Below are 12,922 nucleotides of genomic sequence, written 5' to 3'. Positions count from 1 at the left end.
TTCAGGACATGCGGCGCGGGCCGATCGCCTCGAACTGCGCCTTCTGCTCGTCGTTGAGCGTGGCGTAGAAATCATCGAGCGCCGCCCGGACCGACTTGATTCCGTCCAGCATGACATCGAGGCGCTTGCGGATCGCGGCCATGCGGGCCGGAGGCGTCATCACCTCATTGGGCTCGCAGGACGCCTTGAGCGACGTGCTAACTTTGGCGCTGGTGTCCTGGAGCACCTGGAGTGCCGCGCGCTGAGTGTCGTTCGGACGAAGCCGTTCTTCGATCGTGGCGCCGGGCCAATCGAACGCGGCGGACGGGCTGCAAGTCTGCACCGACGATCCGCCCGCATTGTTCGATGCCGCGGCACGACGTTGATCGTCGGCAAGCGCATTGAAGCGCGCCTTCTGCTCGTCGTTGAGCGAACCATAGAACTGGTCCAGCGCAGGCTGGACCAGATCGACGGCCTTCTGCATCGCCTCGACCCGCTGCTGCATGGCGGCGAGCCGGCCGGGCGCCGTCGCCGCGGCCTGCGTCGGACAGGAGGTGCGGATCAGCGCTGCCGCGTCGACCGAGGCGTTGCCGAGCGCATCGAGAGCAGCGCCTTGCGCGTTCGTCGGCTGCACCGCGGCTGCGATCTGATCGATCGGCAGGCCGACGATGGCGCGCCGATCGCTGCCGCAGAGCTGATCGAGCGGCGCGCTGCGCGCCCGCCGCCGTCCCTGCGGCTGCTGCGGCAGATAAGCCGACAGCCGATCATAGCCATAGGGGCCGAAAATGCCGGCATAGATGTCCGGATACCCGTAGCCCCAGAAGCCGAGCCCGTCGCCCCAGATCGTGTAATCGTAGAGATCGTTATAGGCGAACGGCCAGAACAGCGGCCCGACCCAGCCGTAGCCGCCGCCGGGATGTTGCCACCATCCGCTGCTTGCACCGCTCCAGCCGGCGAGTGCCGCCGCCGCGGCAATCTGCGCGCGGGCCGCCGGATTGCTGATCAGCCGGCCATTGCGGAAGGCGCCGGCGTTCCAGGCGTTGCGGAAGTTCGCCGGCCGTATCGCGGCATTGCGGATCTGGCCGAAGCTCGGGCCGCCACGTCGGGCACCGGTTGTGAACCGGATGGCGCGATGATGCCCGCCATGCGCATGCCCGCCGCCGTGGCCGCGGACATGGCCGCCGTGGTGACCGCCGCCGCGCCCGCCGCCATGGCCGCCGCCGTGTCCGCCCTTCGCGAACGCGGCCCCCGCAAGCATGCAGGCAAAGGCCACCGCGGCAATTCCCATGACCGGTCGCACCATCGCACCCTCCCGCGCAAAGCCCCGCCATTGAGCATCGGAAATTGGCGGGAATTGGAACCGGCAGGATTGCCGAAAGTTCCCGGTCAGAGATGCACTGGCCCTTAGGCCTCCGGCACGATCTTGCCGGGGTTGAAAATGTTGAGCGGATCGAGTGCCTGCTTCAGCGCCCGCATCGCATCGAGCGCCTCGGGGCCGAGCTCGGCCTCGAGATATTTCTGCTTGCCTTGGCCGATGCCGTGTTCGCCGGTGCAGGTGCCGTCCATGGCCTGCGCACGCTCGACCAGACGATGCATGAACTCCTCGCCGCGCGCCATCTCCTCGGCGTCGTTGGTGTCGCACACCAGCGAGCAGTGGAAATTGCCGTCACCGACATGGCCGACGATCGGTGACAGCAAATTGAGGCGCTTGAGATCCTCCTCGGTCTCGCTGACGCAGTCGGCGAGCCGCGAGATCGGCACGCAGACGTCGGTCGCGACCACGCCGATGCTGTCGCCGGGCCGCAGCGCCTTCACCGACCAATAAGCATCGTGCCGCGCCTGCCACAGCTTGGTGCGGTCCTCCGGCTTGGTGGTCCAGGAGAAATCGCCGCCGCCGCAGTCCCTCGCGATCTCGCCGAACGCCTTGGATTGCTCGGCGACCTCGATCTCGCTGCCGTGGAATTCCATCAGCAGCAGCGGCGTCTCCGGCAGCGTCAGCTTGGAATAGGCGTTGCAGGCCTTGACCTGCGCGGCATTGAGCAACTCGATGCGCGCGACGGGAATGCCGGTCTGGATCGCCAGGATCACGGCCTGGCAGGCGCCGTGGACGGTCTCGAACGACACCGCACCGGCCGCGATCGTCTCGGGGATGCCGCGCAGGCGAATGGTCAGCTCGGAGATGATGCCGAGCGTGCCTTCGGCGCCGACGAACAGATGCGTCAGGTCGTAGCCGGCGGACGATTTCTTGGCGCGCGTGCCCGTGGTGATGATCTCGCCGTCGCCGCGCACCACTTTCAGCGCCAGCACGCTGTCGCGCATGGTGCCGTAGCGCACCGCATTGGTGCCGGAGGCGCGGGTCGAGGCCATGCCGCCGAGCGAGGCATCCGCGCCGGGATCGATCGGGAAGAACAGGCCCTGGTCGCGCAGATGCTCGTTGAGCGCCTTGCGGGTGACGCCGGGCTGGATCACGCAGTCGAGGTCCTCGGCATGCACCGCGAGCACCTTGTTCATGTCGCGCAGGTCGATCGAGATGCCGCCCGCGGGCGCGTTGACCTGGCCTTCGAGCGAGGTGCCGGTGCCGAAGGGAATGACGGGCACGCGATGTTTGGCGCAGATCCGCACCACGTCCTGGATGTCGGCGGTCTCCTGCGCCATCACCACGCCATCAGGCGGCTGGTTGGGGATCCAGGTGGTGGTATGACCGTGCTGCTCGCGCACGGCCTGCGAGGTAATGAGGCGGTTGCCGAAGCGCGCGGCAAGCTGCTCCAGCGCGCTTGCGAGGGCTTTCGGCTCCGGCCGCGGCGGATTATTGGTGATGGTCGTACCCACGGAATTCCTCCCGACGAGAAGAGACCGTGGCAAAGGACATATAACCGGTCAAGTCAAGGGACCGGACGCATAGCTTGGGAAGGACACATGCCGGAGACTGCCGCCACAGCGCCGAACGAAGAGCCGTTTCGCTCCTCGATCATGCAGGTCGAGCCGCAATGGATCGACTATAACGGCCATCTCAACATGGCCTATTACAACGTGATGTTCGATCGGGCGATCGACGAGTTCTGGCTCGAGCTCGGGATTGGCCCGGTCTACAAGACAGAGCGCCACGGCTCGACCTTCACCGCCGAATGCCACGTGCGCTATTTGCGCGAGATCCATCTCGGCGATCCCGTGCAAATCCTGGTGTGGCTGCTGAACGCTGACGACAAGCGGCTGCACACATTCGAGGAGATGCGGCACGGCACCGAAGGCTGGCTGTCAGCGACGTCCGAGAACATGTCGCTGCACATGGACATGAATGCGCGGCGCGTTGCGCCGTTTCCGCCCGACATCCAGCAGCGCATTGCCGGGGTCGCCAAATCCCACAGCGCCTTGACGCGACCCGAGGGCATCGGCAGGAATGTGGCGATGCCCTCGAAGCGTTAGTGCATGATCCGGCGCGCTATACCCTGTTGCGGCGGGCCAAGCCGACCACGGCCGAGACCAGGAACAGAACGACTGCGATGAAGAAGATGATCTTGGCGATCTCGATCGAAGCGCCGGCGACGCCGCCGAAGCCCAGGATGCCGGCGATCAGTGCGATAACCAGAAACGTCACAACCCAGCCTAGCATGGTCAAACCCTCGTCTTGATGTTGTCTGCGATCGACGCGGCTGGCCGCGCCACCTGTCCTGACAATCTCGACGCGAGAACGATAGTTCCGGTCCCGGCGGGAGCGAAATTCACTGGCTCAGCTGGAACAAATCGGCCTGCCGCGCACGTGGAAAACCCCGCCCGGCGCCCCATATAGGCACCAATCCCTGTTAAGAAGGCTCCCTTCCACCACCCCGCGGTGCCATCGTGGGGCCGATGATTCGCATGACCGAGCCGAGCAAGATCACAGCCGTACCCGACCACCAGCCCGCAGCCGGCGGCATCGCCGCGCGTGCGCGCGCCTCGGTGGGCCCGAAATACCTCGCCGGGCTCAATCCGGAGCAGCGCGAGGCGGTGGAGACGCTGGACGGCCCGGTCCTGGTGCTGGCCGGCGCCGGCACCGGCAAGACGCGCGTGCTGACCACGCGCATCGCCCACATCCTGAGCCAGGGCCGCGCCCGTCCCGCCGAGATCCTGTCGGTGACCTTCACCAACAAGGCCGCGCGCGAGATGAAGCACCGGCTCGGCCAGATGCTGGGCCATGCCGTGGAGGGCATGCCGTGGCTCGGCACCTTCCACTCCATCGGCGGCCGCATCCTGCGCATCCATGCCGAGCTGGCGCAGCTCAAGTCGAACTTCACCGTGCTCGACGTCGACGACCAGGTCCGGTTGCTCAAGCAGCTGCTGCAGGCCGAGAACATTGACGAGAAGCGCTGGCCGGCGCGGATGCTGGCCGGCCTGATCGACGGCTGGAAGAATCGCGGCCTGATGCCTTCACAGGTACCGTCGGGCGAGGCCGCGATGTTCGCCAACGGCAAGGGCGGCAAGCTCTATGCGAGCTATCAGGAGCGGCTGAAGATTTTGAATGCGGCCGACTTCGGCGATCTCCTGCTGGAGAACATCCGCATCTTCCGCGAGCACCCGGATATCCTCAGGCAGTACCAGCAGCGCTTCAAGTTCATCCTGGTCGACGAGTACCAGGATACGAACGTCGCACAATATCTGTGGCTGCGGCTGCTGTCGCAGGCGCCTTCTTCCACCTCTCCCCGCTTGCGGGGAGAGGTGGCATCGCGAAGCGATGCGGGTGAGGGGGCCTCTCCAAGCTCCGAGCTCGTGGAGACTCCCCCTCATCCCGGCCTTCTCCCCGCAAGCGGGGAGAAGGAGAAGACCAAAAACATCTGCTGCGTCGGTGACGACGACCAGTCGATCTATGGCTGGCGCGGCGCCGAGGTCGACAACATCCTGCGTTTCGAGCACGATTTCCCCGGCGCCAAGGTCATTCGCCTGGAGCGCAACTATCGCTCGACGGGTCACATCCTCGCCGCCGCCTCGCACCTGATCGCGCACAATGAAGGCCGGCTCGGCAAGACGCTGCGCACCGAGGACCAGGACGGCGAGAAGGTCACCGTCACGGGCTCATGGGATTCGGAAGAGGAAGCCCGCGGCATCGGCGAGGAGATCGAGCAGCTGCAGCGCCAGGGCGAGAAGCTCAACGAGATCGCCATTCTCGTGCGCGCCTCCTACCAGATGCGCGAGTTCGAAGACCGCTTCGTCACGCTCGGCCTGCCCTACCGCGTCATCGGCGGCCCGCGCTTCTACGAGCGCGCCGAAATCCGCGACGCGCTGGCCTATTTGCGCGTCATCAATTCGCCGGCCGACGATCTCGCCTTCGAGCGTATCGTCAATACGCCCAAGCGCGGGCTCGGCGACGCCACCGTGCAGATGCTGCACGACCACGCCCGCAAACGCCGCATTCCCTTGTTCGAGGCGGCGCGCGCCGTGGTCGAGACCGACGAGCTGAAGCCGAAGGCGCGCGGCTCGCTTCGCGATCTCATCGCGCAGTTCGACCGCTGGCGTGCCCAGCGCGAAGTCACCGCGCACACCGATCTCGCTCAGATCGTGCTCGACGAGAGCGGCTATACCGAGATGTGGCAGAAGGACCGCTCGGCGGATGCCGCGGGCCGGCTGGAGAACCTGAAAGAGCTGGTGCGCTCGATGGAGGAGTTCGAGAACCTGCAAGGGTTCCTGGAGCACATCTCGCTGGTGATGGACCGCGAGGGCGGCGCCGAGGACGATGCGGTGTCGCTGATGACGCTGCATTCGGCCAAGGGGCTCGAATTCGACAACGTGTTCCTGCCCGGCTGGGAGGAAGGCCTGTTCCCGAGCCAGCGCACCTTGGACGAACAGGGCCGCGCCGGTCTGGAAGAAGAGCGCCGGCTCGGCCATGTCGGCCTGACCCGCGCCCGCCGCCGCGCAAAGATCTATTTCGCGACCAACCGGCGGATCCATGGCACCTGGTCGACCACGATCCCGTCGCGCTTCCTCGACGAATTGCCGGCAGCCAACGTCGAGATCACGGAATCCAAGGGCGGCTCCGGATGGGGCGGCAGCGGCGGCTACGGCGCCTCGCGCTTCGACGACATGGAGGCGTTCGGCTCCAGCTATTCGACGCCGGGCTGGCAGCGCGCGCAGGCGAACCGGAATCGCGGCGGCGGTCGCAATGGCGGCGGCCGAAGCGGCGGCTTCGAGGAAGAGGCCGCGACGTTCTCGACCTCCTCGTCATCCGGCCCCGATTTCGGCAGCTTCGCCTCGCGCCGGCGCGGGCCCCTGACGATCGAAGGCGAGCTGGTCGCCAAATCGACCGGCACGACGTCCGAATTCTCGCTGGAAGACCGCGTCTTCCACCAGAAATTCGGCTATGGCCGCGTCACCAAGATCGACGGCAACAAGCTCACCATCGCCTTCGACAAGGCCGGCGAGAAGAAGGTCGTGGACAGTTTCGTGCAGCGGGCGTGAGACCCGATATGGCTCAGTACGTTGCCATCATCGAGGACGCCGACCCGGACGAAACCGTGAGCTTGTGGTTTCCGGACCTGCCCGGTTGCATCTCCGGCGGCGACGACGTCGAGGAGGCCCTGGAGAATGCGCCCGAGGCGCTCGCATTCTATGCGCAGGAGCTGACCGCGGACGGGCGCCAGCTGCCCCCGCCGCGGACGCTGGACGAGCTCAAGGCCGATCCCGAGGTTGCCGAGGACCTCAGGAACCATACCGTCGCCCTGGTCGACTGGCCGCCCCTCGCTGAGGCCGAGTGAGGACTGTTCGCCGCACTGCGCAACTCTCGACAGTTCTCGCCCGAACGCCCCTTGACCGCCGCGAACTTCCCCGTATCAGATGCAACCCATGGTCCGGGGCTCCGTCACATTGATCGTACTTGCATTGGGGATGCCGTCGCTTGCGGCGGCGGAGACCATGAGCTTTGGCGATTCGATCGGCAAGCTGGCGGCGAGCTGCGGGGCGGAAATCGTCGCCAATTGCCGCGGCGTCAACCCGGATTCGAACCGGCTGAAGGAATGCCTGTCGCGCAATCGCGACGTGCTCTCGCCGCAATGCACGAGCGACTATCTCGGCGTGTTCGACGCCATCCAGAAGCGCGTCGCCGCGCGCGTCACCGTGGCGAATGCCTGCCAGCGCGAGATCGTCAAGGTCTGCGGCGGCTCGACCAAGGAGACCAGCAAGTCGGTCCCGTGCCTGGTCTCGACGCCCAAGGGTATCAGCAACAACTGCCTGAGGGCCGTTGACGACGCGGGGTATCGCTGATGCGCGCGAACGGGCTCGCCACCGCAGGACTGGGCTTGGCGCTGGGCCTCGCTTTGCTCGCGGGCCCCGCCGCCGCGCAGACGGCGGCGCCGACCCGCGACGACATCGTCGCGAAGCTGAACCATTTCGAAGAGGCCGCCGAGGTCGACCTGCCCGCGCTGAAGCAGCAGGTGATGGAGCGCGCCAAGACCAGGATCAAGAACGATCCGGGGCCGGTAAACCGGCCGCTGATCGCGCCGGAGCTCGCCAAGCTGCCGGCCTTCAATGCGCAGATCCAGTTCGACGCCGACACGCCGATCATCCAGCCGGCGTCCTACCAGACCGTCGGCCGCATTGCGGACGCGCTGGTTCATTCCTCGCTGCTGCCCTACACTTTCCTGATCGTCGGCCACGTCGAATCCAATTCGAAGACGCGCGAGGCCAATGCGATCCTGAGCCAGCGCCGGGCCGATGCAATCCGTGATGTGCTGGTGAACACCTTCAAGATCTCGACCAAGCGACTGCATCCGATCGGCCTCGGCGAGGAGCAGTTTCTCGACCGGGCCAAGCCGACCTCCGCCGTCAACGGCCAGTTGCAGATCCTGACTTATGCCAAGCTGCCGGAGGAGCCGCGTCCGGCTGCGACGCCAGCGCCTGCGGCCAAAAAGCCCGCCAAGAAGCGCTGAGCGAAGGCGGCTCCGCAGCTGACGGAACCCCTTGAAGTGCGGACTATTTTGCAGCCTGTCCCGGCCGCGCGCGCACGGTTTCACGCGACAAAAGTGCCGGTTTGTGCACCGCTCGGTCCAGTGCTATAGCCTCTGTTCGCCCTTCCCGACCCCGTGCTGCATGAGACCGAAATGGGTGGCTTTTTCCAGCGCCAACTTGCCGTTTATGTCGAGTACCATCGCGATCCCCGCAACACGGCGATGCATGTGGTCGGCATCCTGCTGCTGTTCACCGGCGCCGTGCTGCCGCTGACGCTGGTCAAGCTTCCGCTGTTCGGATTCAACGTCAGCCTGGCGGTGGTCCTGGCTGTTCCGGTCTTGATTTATTGGCTGCTGCTCGACGCGGCGCTCGGGCTCGGCATTCTGGCCGTCTCCGTCGTGCTGTTTTCGGTTGCGACGACCATCGCGGCGCAAGTCGGCACCGCGACGATGTGGGCGATTTTCGCCACGCTGGTGGTGCTCGGCCTCGCCGCACAGGCCATCGGCCACAAGGTTTTTGAGGGGCGCGAGGCCTCGTTGTTCACGTTCCCCTCGCATCTTTTGCTTGGACCGATGTTCGTCATGGCAAAATTATTCATTGCACTGGGTTTCCGTCGCGACCTTGCCGCGATTCTGGCGCCTCTTCCGGCCAATTCCCTTTCAACCCGATAACGCTCCAAGCGAAACAGCAACCTACTGCATGGCTCTCGTCCTGGTTACCGGTGGCAGTGGCTTCATCGGACATCACCTCGTAGAAGCGCTCCGCGCCCGTGGGCAGCGGGTCCGCGTTCTCGATGTCCGTGTGCCGAGCGCGGCGAACGCGGATGTCGAGCACGTGCACGGCTCGGTGCTGGACTGTGCCGCGGTCGATGCGGCGATCGCCGGCTGCGATCAGGTCTATCACCTCGCCGGCCTGCCCGGCATGTGGGTCGCCAACAAGCAGGACTTTCACGAGGTCAATTGCCGCGGCACCGAGATCGTGCTGGCGGCGGCGATGAAGCGCGGCGTCTCGCGCTTCCTGCATTGCTCGACCGAATCGATCCTGTTCCCCTATTCCGACCTCAAGGGCGTTCCCGCCGAAGAGGCGCTGCAGCCGGCCGAGGCAATGCCCGGCGCCTACACCCGGTCGAAATCGCTCGCCGAGCATCATGCCGCCAAAGCGGCAGAAGCGGGCTTCCCGCTGGTGATCGGCACGCCGACCATGCCGATCGGCGCCGCCGACCAACATCTGACACCGCCGACCGCGATGCTCTGGTACTTCCTGCAGAAGAAGGTGCAGCCGCACCTCAACTTCCTGGTCAATCTGGTCGACGTCCGCGACGTCGCCATGGGCCTGGTCCTGACCATGGAACGCGGCCGCCTCGGGCAGCGCTACATCCTCGGCGGCGACTGCGTCCCGCTCGGCGACATCCTGCGCATGATGTCGACGATGAGCGGACGCCGGCAATTTCCCGTCGTCGTACCCGGCAAGATCGCCGAGCTCTCCGCGATCATGCTCGAATACATCGCCGACCACATCACGCGCCGGCCGCCCAACGGCACCGCCGAGGGCGTGCGGATCGCGCTCGCCGCGAGCGATCTTTCGATCGGCAAAGCCCGTACCGAACTCGGCTATTCGCCGCGTCCGATCGAGCCCGTCTTGCGCGAAACCATCACCCACCTGCTCGCCCGCAACGGCCAGCAGCCCTCCGGCGCCCTCAAGCATCACGCGCTGTCCTCGCGCGCGAGCTGACGCCGCTTCAAACGCAAAGAACCTTCATGTCTTTCGATTTCAGCAAGCTTCTCTCTGTCGCCTGGGGTGGCTGGACCACGACCTGGCCGACGCAACTGCTCGCCCTGATCTGGCTCGCTTTTCTGGTCAGCTGGGTCGGCGCCTCGTTCTGGCAGGGGCAGACCAAGAAGCAGGTCATGACGCTGGAGTCGCAGCGCTATCGCCTGCCGATCCTGGTCGGCGGCATCCTGTACACGCCGTTCATTGCGGAAGCCATGGGCTGGAAGCCGCTTTGGGTGCTCGGCAACACCGGCATCATCATCGCTGCGGTCCTCTCAGTCGCCGGCATCGCTTTCGCATGGTGGGGGCGGCTGCATCTCGGAAAATTCTGGTCCAACACCATCACCCAGAAGGAAGACCACCGCGTCATCGACACCGGCCCTTACGGTATCGTCCGTCACCCGATCTACACCGGCCTAATCTTCGGCATGCTGGTGACCGGCGTTGCGATCGGCTTGGTGACGACGATCCTCGGCGCGATCCTGATCTCGCTCGGCATGTGGCAGAAGGGCCGGATGGAAGAGGTGTTCCTCTCGAAGGAGCTCGGCGAGGACGCCTATGGAGCCTATTGCCGTCGCGTTCCGATGATCATTCCGTTCACGTCGCCGCGGTGAGGGCGTCACTCTCCTGTCCGGACGCGCTGCGCTGCGTCCGGGGCACGAGTGCACGATCCGACTCGCCAAGGAACCACACCTCCGCTGGTCCGTTAGCCCTCGACATCTGTCAACGGCCGCAGAGCATCGAGCCATGTCGGACGCCTACGATTATTTTCGCGCACACGCGATCGCCGCCGTCCGCAAGGCGCGGGCGCTGCCCCCCGGGCGTACGAAGCAGAAGCAGCGCACGGTGGCGCGGGTCTATCATCTGCTCTCCAGGGAAGCGGCGCTGGCGCCGAACATCCGTCACTTGGATGATTTTCGCGCGGCACGACGGCTGGAGCGGCAGATCGGCCGTTGATCTCCGGGCCGACGCCGCGACCTGTCCCATGCAAATTCGATCGGCTGCCATTCCACGGGAATAGGCCCCTGCTGAGCTCCGCACAGGTTGACGTCGGCCCCGTCAGCCAGTTGGATGCGCGCGCAACCGGGGGCTTGTCATGACGTTTTCCAGCATCTTCGCGCAGTTCGTCGCCTTCATCGGCGGCATCGCGCTGCAATGGCGAAAGATGACGGGCACCGAGCCCGCGCCGGCCTGGGGCGAAAAGCCCGCCATTCCCGAAGCGAAACCGCAAGGCGCGATCCCGACCTTGAAGATGCCGACCGCACGCGGCTGGCGCGACGGACAGAAGCCGATCGCTGCACCCGGGCTCAAGGTCGATGCGTTCGCGACCGGTCTCGACCATCCGCGCTGGATCGAGGTGCTGCCCAATGGCGACGTGCTGATCGCGGAGGCAACGCAGATCGCGGGCGCCCCGCGCAGCGTGTTCCACTATGCGATGCAGGCGACGATGCGGCGCGCCGCCGCGCTCGGCGTCTCCGCCAACCGCATCACGCTGTTGCGCGACAAGGACCGCGACGGCGTTGCCGAAGTGCGCGGCGCGTTCATGGAGAACCTCAACCAGCCGTTCGGCATGGCACTGGTCGGCGACACTTTCTACGTCGGCAACACCGACGGCGTGATGGCTTTTCCTTACGTTGCCGATGCCGACCGCATCACAGCACCGGGCAAGCGGCTGACGACATTCAAGCCCGCCGGCCACTGGACGCGCAGCCTGCTCGCCAGTCCCGACGGCAAGAAGCTCTATGCCGGCGTCGGCTCGCTCAGCAACATCGCCGAGATGGGCATGGAGGTCGAGCAAGGCCGCGCCGCGGTCTACGAGCTCGATCTCGTCGCCGGCACGCATCGCATCTTTGCGGCCGGCTTGCGCAATCCCGTGGGCCTTGCCTGGGAGCCGAATACGGAGGTGCTCTGGACCGTCGTCAACGAGCGCGACGGCCTCGGCGACGAGACGCCGCCCGACTATCTCACCTCCGTGCGCGACGGCGGCTTCTACGGCTGGCCCTATTGCTACTGGGGCAAGACGGTGGACGACCGCGTGCCGCAGGATCCGGCGATGGTCGCCAAGGCAATTCAACCGGACTATGCGCTCGGTGGCCACACCGCTTCGCTCGGCCTGTGCTGGATGCCCGCAGGCACCCTGCCCGGCTTCGGCGACGGCATGGTGATCGGCCAGCACGGCTCGTGGAATCGCAGCAAGCTGTCCGGCTACAAGCTGGTGTTCATCCCGTTCGCGAACGGCAAGCCGTCCGGCCCCTCGCGCGACATCCTGTCGGGCTTCCTGTCGCCGGACGAGAAGGAATCCTACGGTCGCCCGGTCGGCGTCACGATCGGTCCCGACAGGAAATCGCTACTGATGGCCGACGACGTCGGCAACGTGATCTGGCGCGTGACGGGGGCGTAGGAGCTCACGTCCCGACGCACAGCGTGGCGCGCTGCTTGCGGAGCAGCGCGATCACCGACAACGCGGTGATCAGGCCGGTCTTGGGATTCTCGGACGGGATGTTCTCAATGCCCATCGAGAAGCGCGCTGAGTCCGCCTCGACCTCGATGCGGTGAACGTTGCGCGTCACGGTCGGGTCGGCCCAAACCTGGATCTCGGTGCGATCGGGCCCGATGCCCGCGAGCGACAACGCAACGGCGACATTGACGTTGGCCGGAAAGCCCTTTGCCGCTTCGCGCGCGCTGCCCTCGAACAGCTTCAGCGGTTCGCGCAGATTGTCGATGTCGATGTTGTTCTGAACGATGAACGGCGCGCCCTTCAAGCCGTCGATCGGCTTGCGGGTCACCATCTTCACGGAATGGATGGTGCCGATTGCGGCGGCGTTGACGGCATCGAGGCCGATCAGCGCGCCGGTCGGCACCAGGATACGGCCGCCATTGGCGCGGGCGAGATCGACCAGATCGAAATTGTCGAGCAAGCCGCCGACGCTGACTACGACCGCGGCCTTGCCGCGCTTCACCGCAGGCTCGACGATCGCACGCAGCTGGCTGCTCGGCGCGCATTCGACGACGATGTCGGCGGCCTTGCCGAGCTGGTCGAGCGGCAGGATTGTCGGTGGGCGACGCAAGCCGTCGATGAAGGCTTGATGCTTGGCGGGATCCCGCACGGCCACGGCCGCGAGCGACAGGCCCTCGATGCCCTGATCGAGCGCGGTCGCGATCTTGGTGCCGATCGAGCCCAGCCCGGCAATGGCCACCCGCAATTCGCCTGAAGCCGTCTGATCCGTCATCACCATCCCTCTGTCCTGGCCTCTGTCTTGGC

At 66.0% G+C, this 12,922-nt stretch carries 14 protein-coding genes; 10 read left to right on the top strand and 4 right to left on the bottom strand.

From position 1 onward, the window contains the following. Position 1: 1 nt before the first annotated feature. Both I6F36_RS32580 and I6F36_RS32575 read right to left on the bottom strand, forming a co-directional pair. A complete protein-coding gene (locus I6F36_RS32580) occupies positions 2 to 1,282 on the bottom strand; it encodes a Spy/CpxP family protein refolding chaperone (RefSeq protein WP_225172880.1) in 1,281 nt (426 codons plus the stop codon). A gap of 101 nt (positions 1,283 to 1,383) precedes the next feature. Then, positions 1,384 to 2,808: an FAD-linked oxidase C-terminal domain-containing protein gene (locus tag I6F36_RS32575; protein WP_225172879.1), complete on the bottom strand. Its 1,425-nt coding sequence runs from the start codon at positions 2,806 to 2,808 to the stop codon at positions 1,384 to 1,386. A gap of 87 nt (positions 2,809 to 2,895) precedes the next feature. On the opposite strand from I6F36_RS32575, the gene I6F36_RS32570 reads away from it, so the two are divergent. Further along, positions 2,896 to 3,402 carry a thioesterase family protein gene (locus tag I6F36_RS32570; protein ID WP_225172878.1) on the top strand — a complete coding sequence of 169 codons (507 nt, stop codon included), beginning with the start codon at positions 2,896 to 2,898 and terminating at the stop codon, positions 3,400 to 3,402. A gap of 16 nt (positions 3,403 to 3,418) precedes the next feature. On the opposite strand, the gene I6F36_RS32565 is transcribed toward I6F36_RS32570, so the two are convergent. Continuing rightward, the gene (locus I6F36_RS32565) at positions 3,419 to 3,589 is read right to left on the bottom strand and encodes a DUF1328 domain-containing protein (RefSeq protein WP_197949414.1); all 171 of its coding nucleotides are present in this window, start codon (positions 3,587 to 3,589) and stop codon (positions 3,419 to 3,421) included. Positions 3,590 to 3,825: 236 nt separating this feature from the next. Between I6F36_RS32565 and I6F36_RS32560 the strand changes: the two genes are divergently transcribed. From I6F36_RS32560 to I6F36_RS32520, 9 genes are all read left to right on the top strand, one after another. Continuing rightward, a complete protein-coding gene (locus I6F36_RS32560; protein WP_225172877.1) occupies positions 3,826 to 6,405 on the top strand; it encodes an ATP-dependent helicase in 2,580 nt (859 codons plus the stop codon). Positions 6,406 to 6,413: 8 nt separating this feature from the next. Continuing rightward, positions 6,414 to 6,701 (top strand): type II toxin-antitoxin system HicB family antitoxin, encoded by a 288-nt coding sequence (locus I6F36_RS32555; protein WP_036024931.1) that lies wholly within the window; start codon positions 6,414 to 6,416, stop codon positions 6,699 to 6,701. A gap of 88 nt (positions 6,702 to 6,789) precedes the next feature. After that, positions 6,790 to 7,206, top strand: coding sequence for a hypothetical protein (locus tag I6F36_RS32550; RefSeq protein ID WP_346656693.1), 417 nt, complete (start codon positions 6,790 to 6,792; stop codon positions 7,204 to 7,206). Beyond that, positions 7,206 to 7,871, top strand: coding sequence for an OmpA family protein (locus I6F36_RS32545; RefSeq protein ID WP_225172875.1), 666 nt, complete (start codon positions 7,206 to 7,208; stop codon positions 7,869 to 7,871). The genes I6F36_RS32550 and I6F36_RS32545 overlap by 1 nt, the downstream gene beginning before the upstream one ends. 171 nt (positions 7,872 to 8,042) lie before the next feature. Next, on the top strand, positions 8,043 to 8,561 hold the full coding sequence (locus I6F36_RS32540; RefSeq protein WP_036006444.1) for a DUF962 domain-containing protein: 519 nt from the start codon (positions 8,043 to 8,045) through the stop codon (positions 8,559 to 8,561). A 28-nt stretch (positions 8,562 to 8,589) separates the two neighbouring features. Then, positions 8,590 to 9,621 carry an NAD-dependent epimerase/dehydratase family protein gene (locus I6F36_RS32535; protein WP_036006442.1) on the top strand — a complete coding sequence of 344 codons (1,032 nt, stop codon included), beginning with the start codon at positions 8,590 to 8,592 and terminating at the stop codon, positions 9,619 to 9,621. A 26-nt stretch (positions 9,622 to 9,647) separates the two neighbouring features. Further along, positions 9,648 to 10,274, top strand: a complete 627-nt coding sequence (locus I6F36_RS32530) for an isoprenylcysteine carboxylmethyltransferase family protein (protein WP_036006440.1) — start codon at positions 9,648 to 9,650, stop codon at positions 10,272 to 10,274. A 133-nt stretch (positions 10,275 to 10,407) separates the two neighbouring features. Further along, positions 10,408 to 10,617 (top strand): hypothetical protein, encoded by a 210-nt coding sequence (locus tag I6F36_RS32525; RefSeq protein ID WP_025038081.1) that lies wholly within the window; start codon positions 10,408 to 10,410, stop codon positions 10,615 to 10,617. A 139-nt stretch (positions 10,618 to 10,756) separates the two neighbouring features. Continuing rightward, positions 10,757 to 12,061, top strand: coding sequence for a sorbosone dehydrogenase family protein (locus I6F36_RS32520; protein ID WP_225172874.1), 1,305 nt, complete (start codon positions 10,757 to 10,759; stop codon positions 12,059 to 12,061). Positions 12,062 to 12,065: 4 nt separating this feature from the next. Here I6F36_RS32520 and I6F36_RS32515 read toward each other — a convergent pair whose 3' ends face one another. Beyond that, entirely contained in the window at positions 12,066 to 12,890 is an 825-nt protein-coding gene (locus I6F36_RS32515; protein ID WP_036006458.1) for an aspartate dehydrogenase, read from the bottom strand. Positions 12,891 to 12,922 lie beyond the last annotated feature (32 nt).

Origin of the sequence: Bradyrhizobium sp. BRP19 (assembly GCF_020194195.1) — a bacterium.
Lineage (GTDB): Bacteria > Pseudomonadota > Alphaproteobacteria > Rhizobiales > Xanthobacteraceae > Bradyrhizobium > Bradyrhizobium yuanmingense.
The sequence above is the reverse complement of the archived record's forward strand: the minus strand, read 5'-3'. Positions and strand labels throughout refer to the sequence as shown.

Excerpts from the sequence above, each read along its gene's own strand:
- I6F36_RS32555 (WP_036024931.1), top strand. The coding sequence starts at position 6,414 with ATGGCTCAGTACGTTGCCATCATCGAGGACGCCGACCCGGACGAAACC.
- I6F36_RS32580 (WP_225172880.1), bottom strand. The coding sequence starts at position 1,282 with ATGGTGCGACCGGTCATGGGAATTGCCGCGGTGGCCTTTGCCTGCATG.
- I6F36_RS32535 (WP_036006442.1), top strand. The coding sequence starts at position 8,590 with ATGGCTCTCGTCCTGGTTACCGGTGGCAGTGGCTTCATCGGACATCAC.
- I6F36_RS32530 (WP_036006440.1), top strand. The coding sequence starts at position 9,648 with ATGTCTTTCGATTTCAGCAAGCTTCTCTCTGTCGCCTGGGGTGGCTGG.
- I6F36_RS32545 (WP_225172875.1), top strand. The coding sequence starts at position 7,206 with ATGCGCGCGAACGGGCTCGCCACCGCAGGACTGGGCTTGGCGCTGGGC.
- I6F36_RS32570 (WP_225172878.1), top strand. The coding sequence starts at position 2,896 with ATGCCGGAGACTGCCGCCACAGCGCCGAACGAAGAGCCGTTTCGCTCC.
- I6F36_RS32550 (WP_346656693.1), top strand. The coding sequence starts at position 6,790 with ATGGTCCGGGGCTCCGTCACATTGATCGTACTTGCATTGGGGATGCCG.
- I6F36_RS32525 (WP_025038081.1), top strand. The coding sequence starts at position 10,408 with ATGTCGGACGCCTACGATTATTTTCGCGCACACGCGATCGCCGCCGTC.
- I6F36_RS32565 (WP_197949414.1), bottom strand. The coding sequence starts at position 3,589 with ATGCTAGGCTGGGTTGTGACGTTTCTGGTTATCGCACTGATCGCCGGC.
- I6F36_RS32540 (WP_036006444.1), top strand. The coding sequence starts at position 8,043 with ATGGGTGGCTTTTTCCAGCGCCAACTTGCCGTTTATGTCGAGTACCAT.
- I6F36_RS32515 (WP_036006458.1), bottom strand. The coding sequence starts at position 12,890 with ATGACGGATCAGACGGCTTCAGGCGAATTGCGGGTGGCCATTGCCGGG.
- I6F36_RS32520 (WP_225172874.1), top strand. The coding sequence starts at position 10,757 with ATGACGTTTTCCAGCATCTTCGCGCAGTTCGTCGCCTTCATCGGCGGC.
- I6F36_RS32560 (WP_225172877.1), top strand. The coding sequence starts at position 3,826 with ATGATTCGCATGACCGAGCCGAGCAAGATCACAGCCGTACCCGACCAC.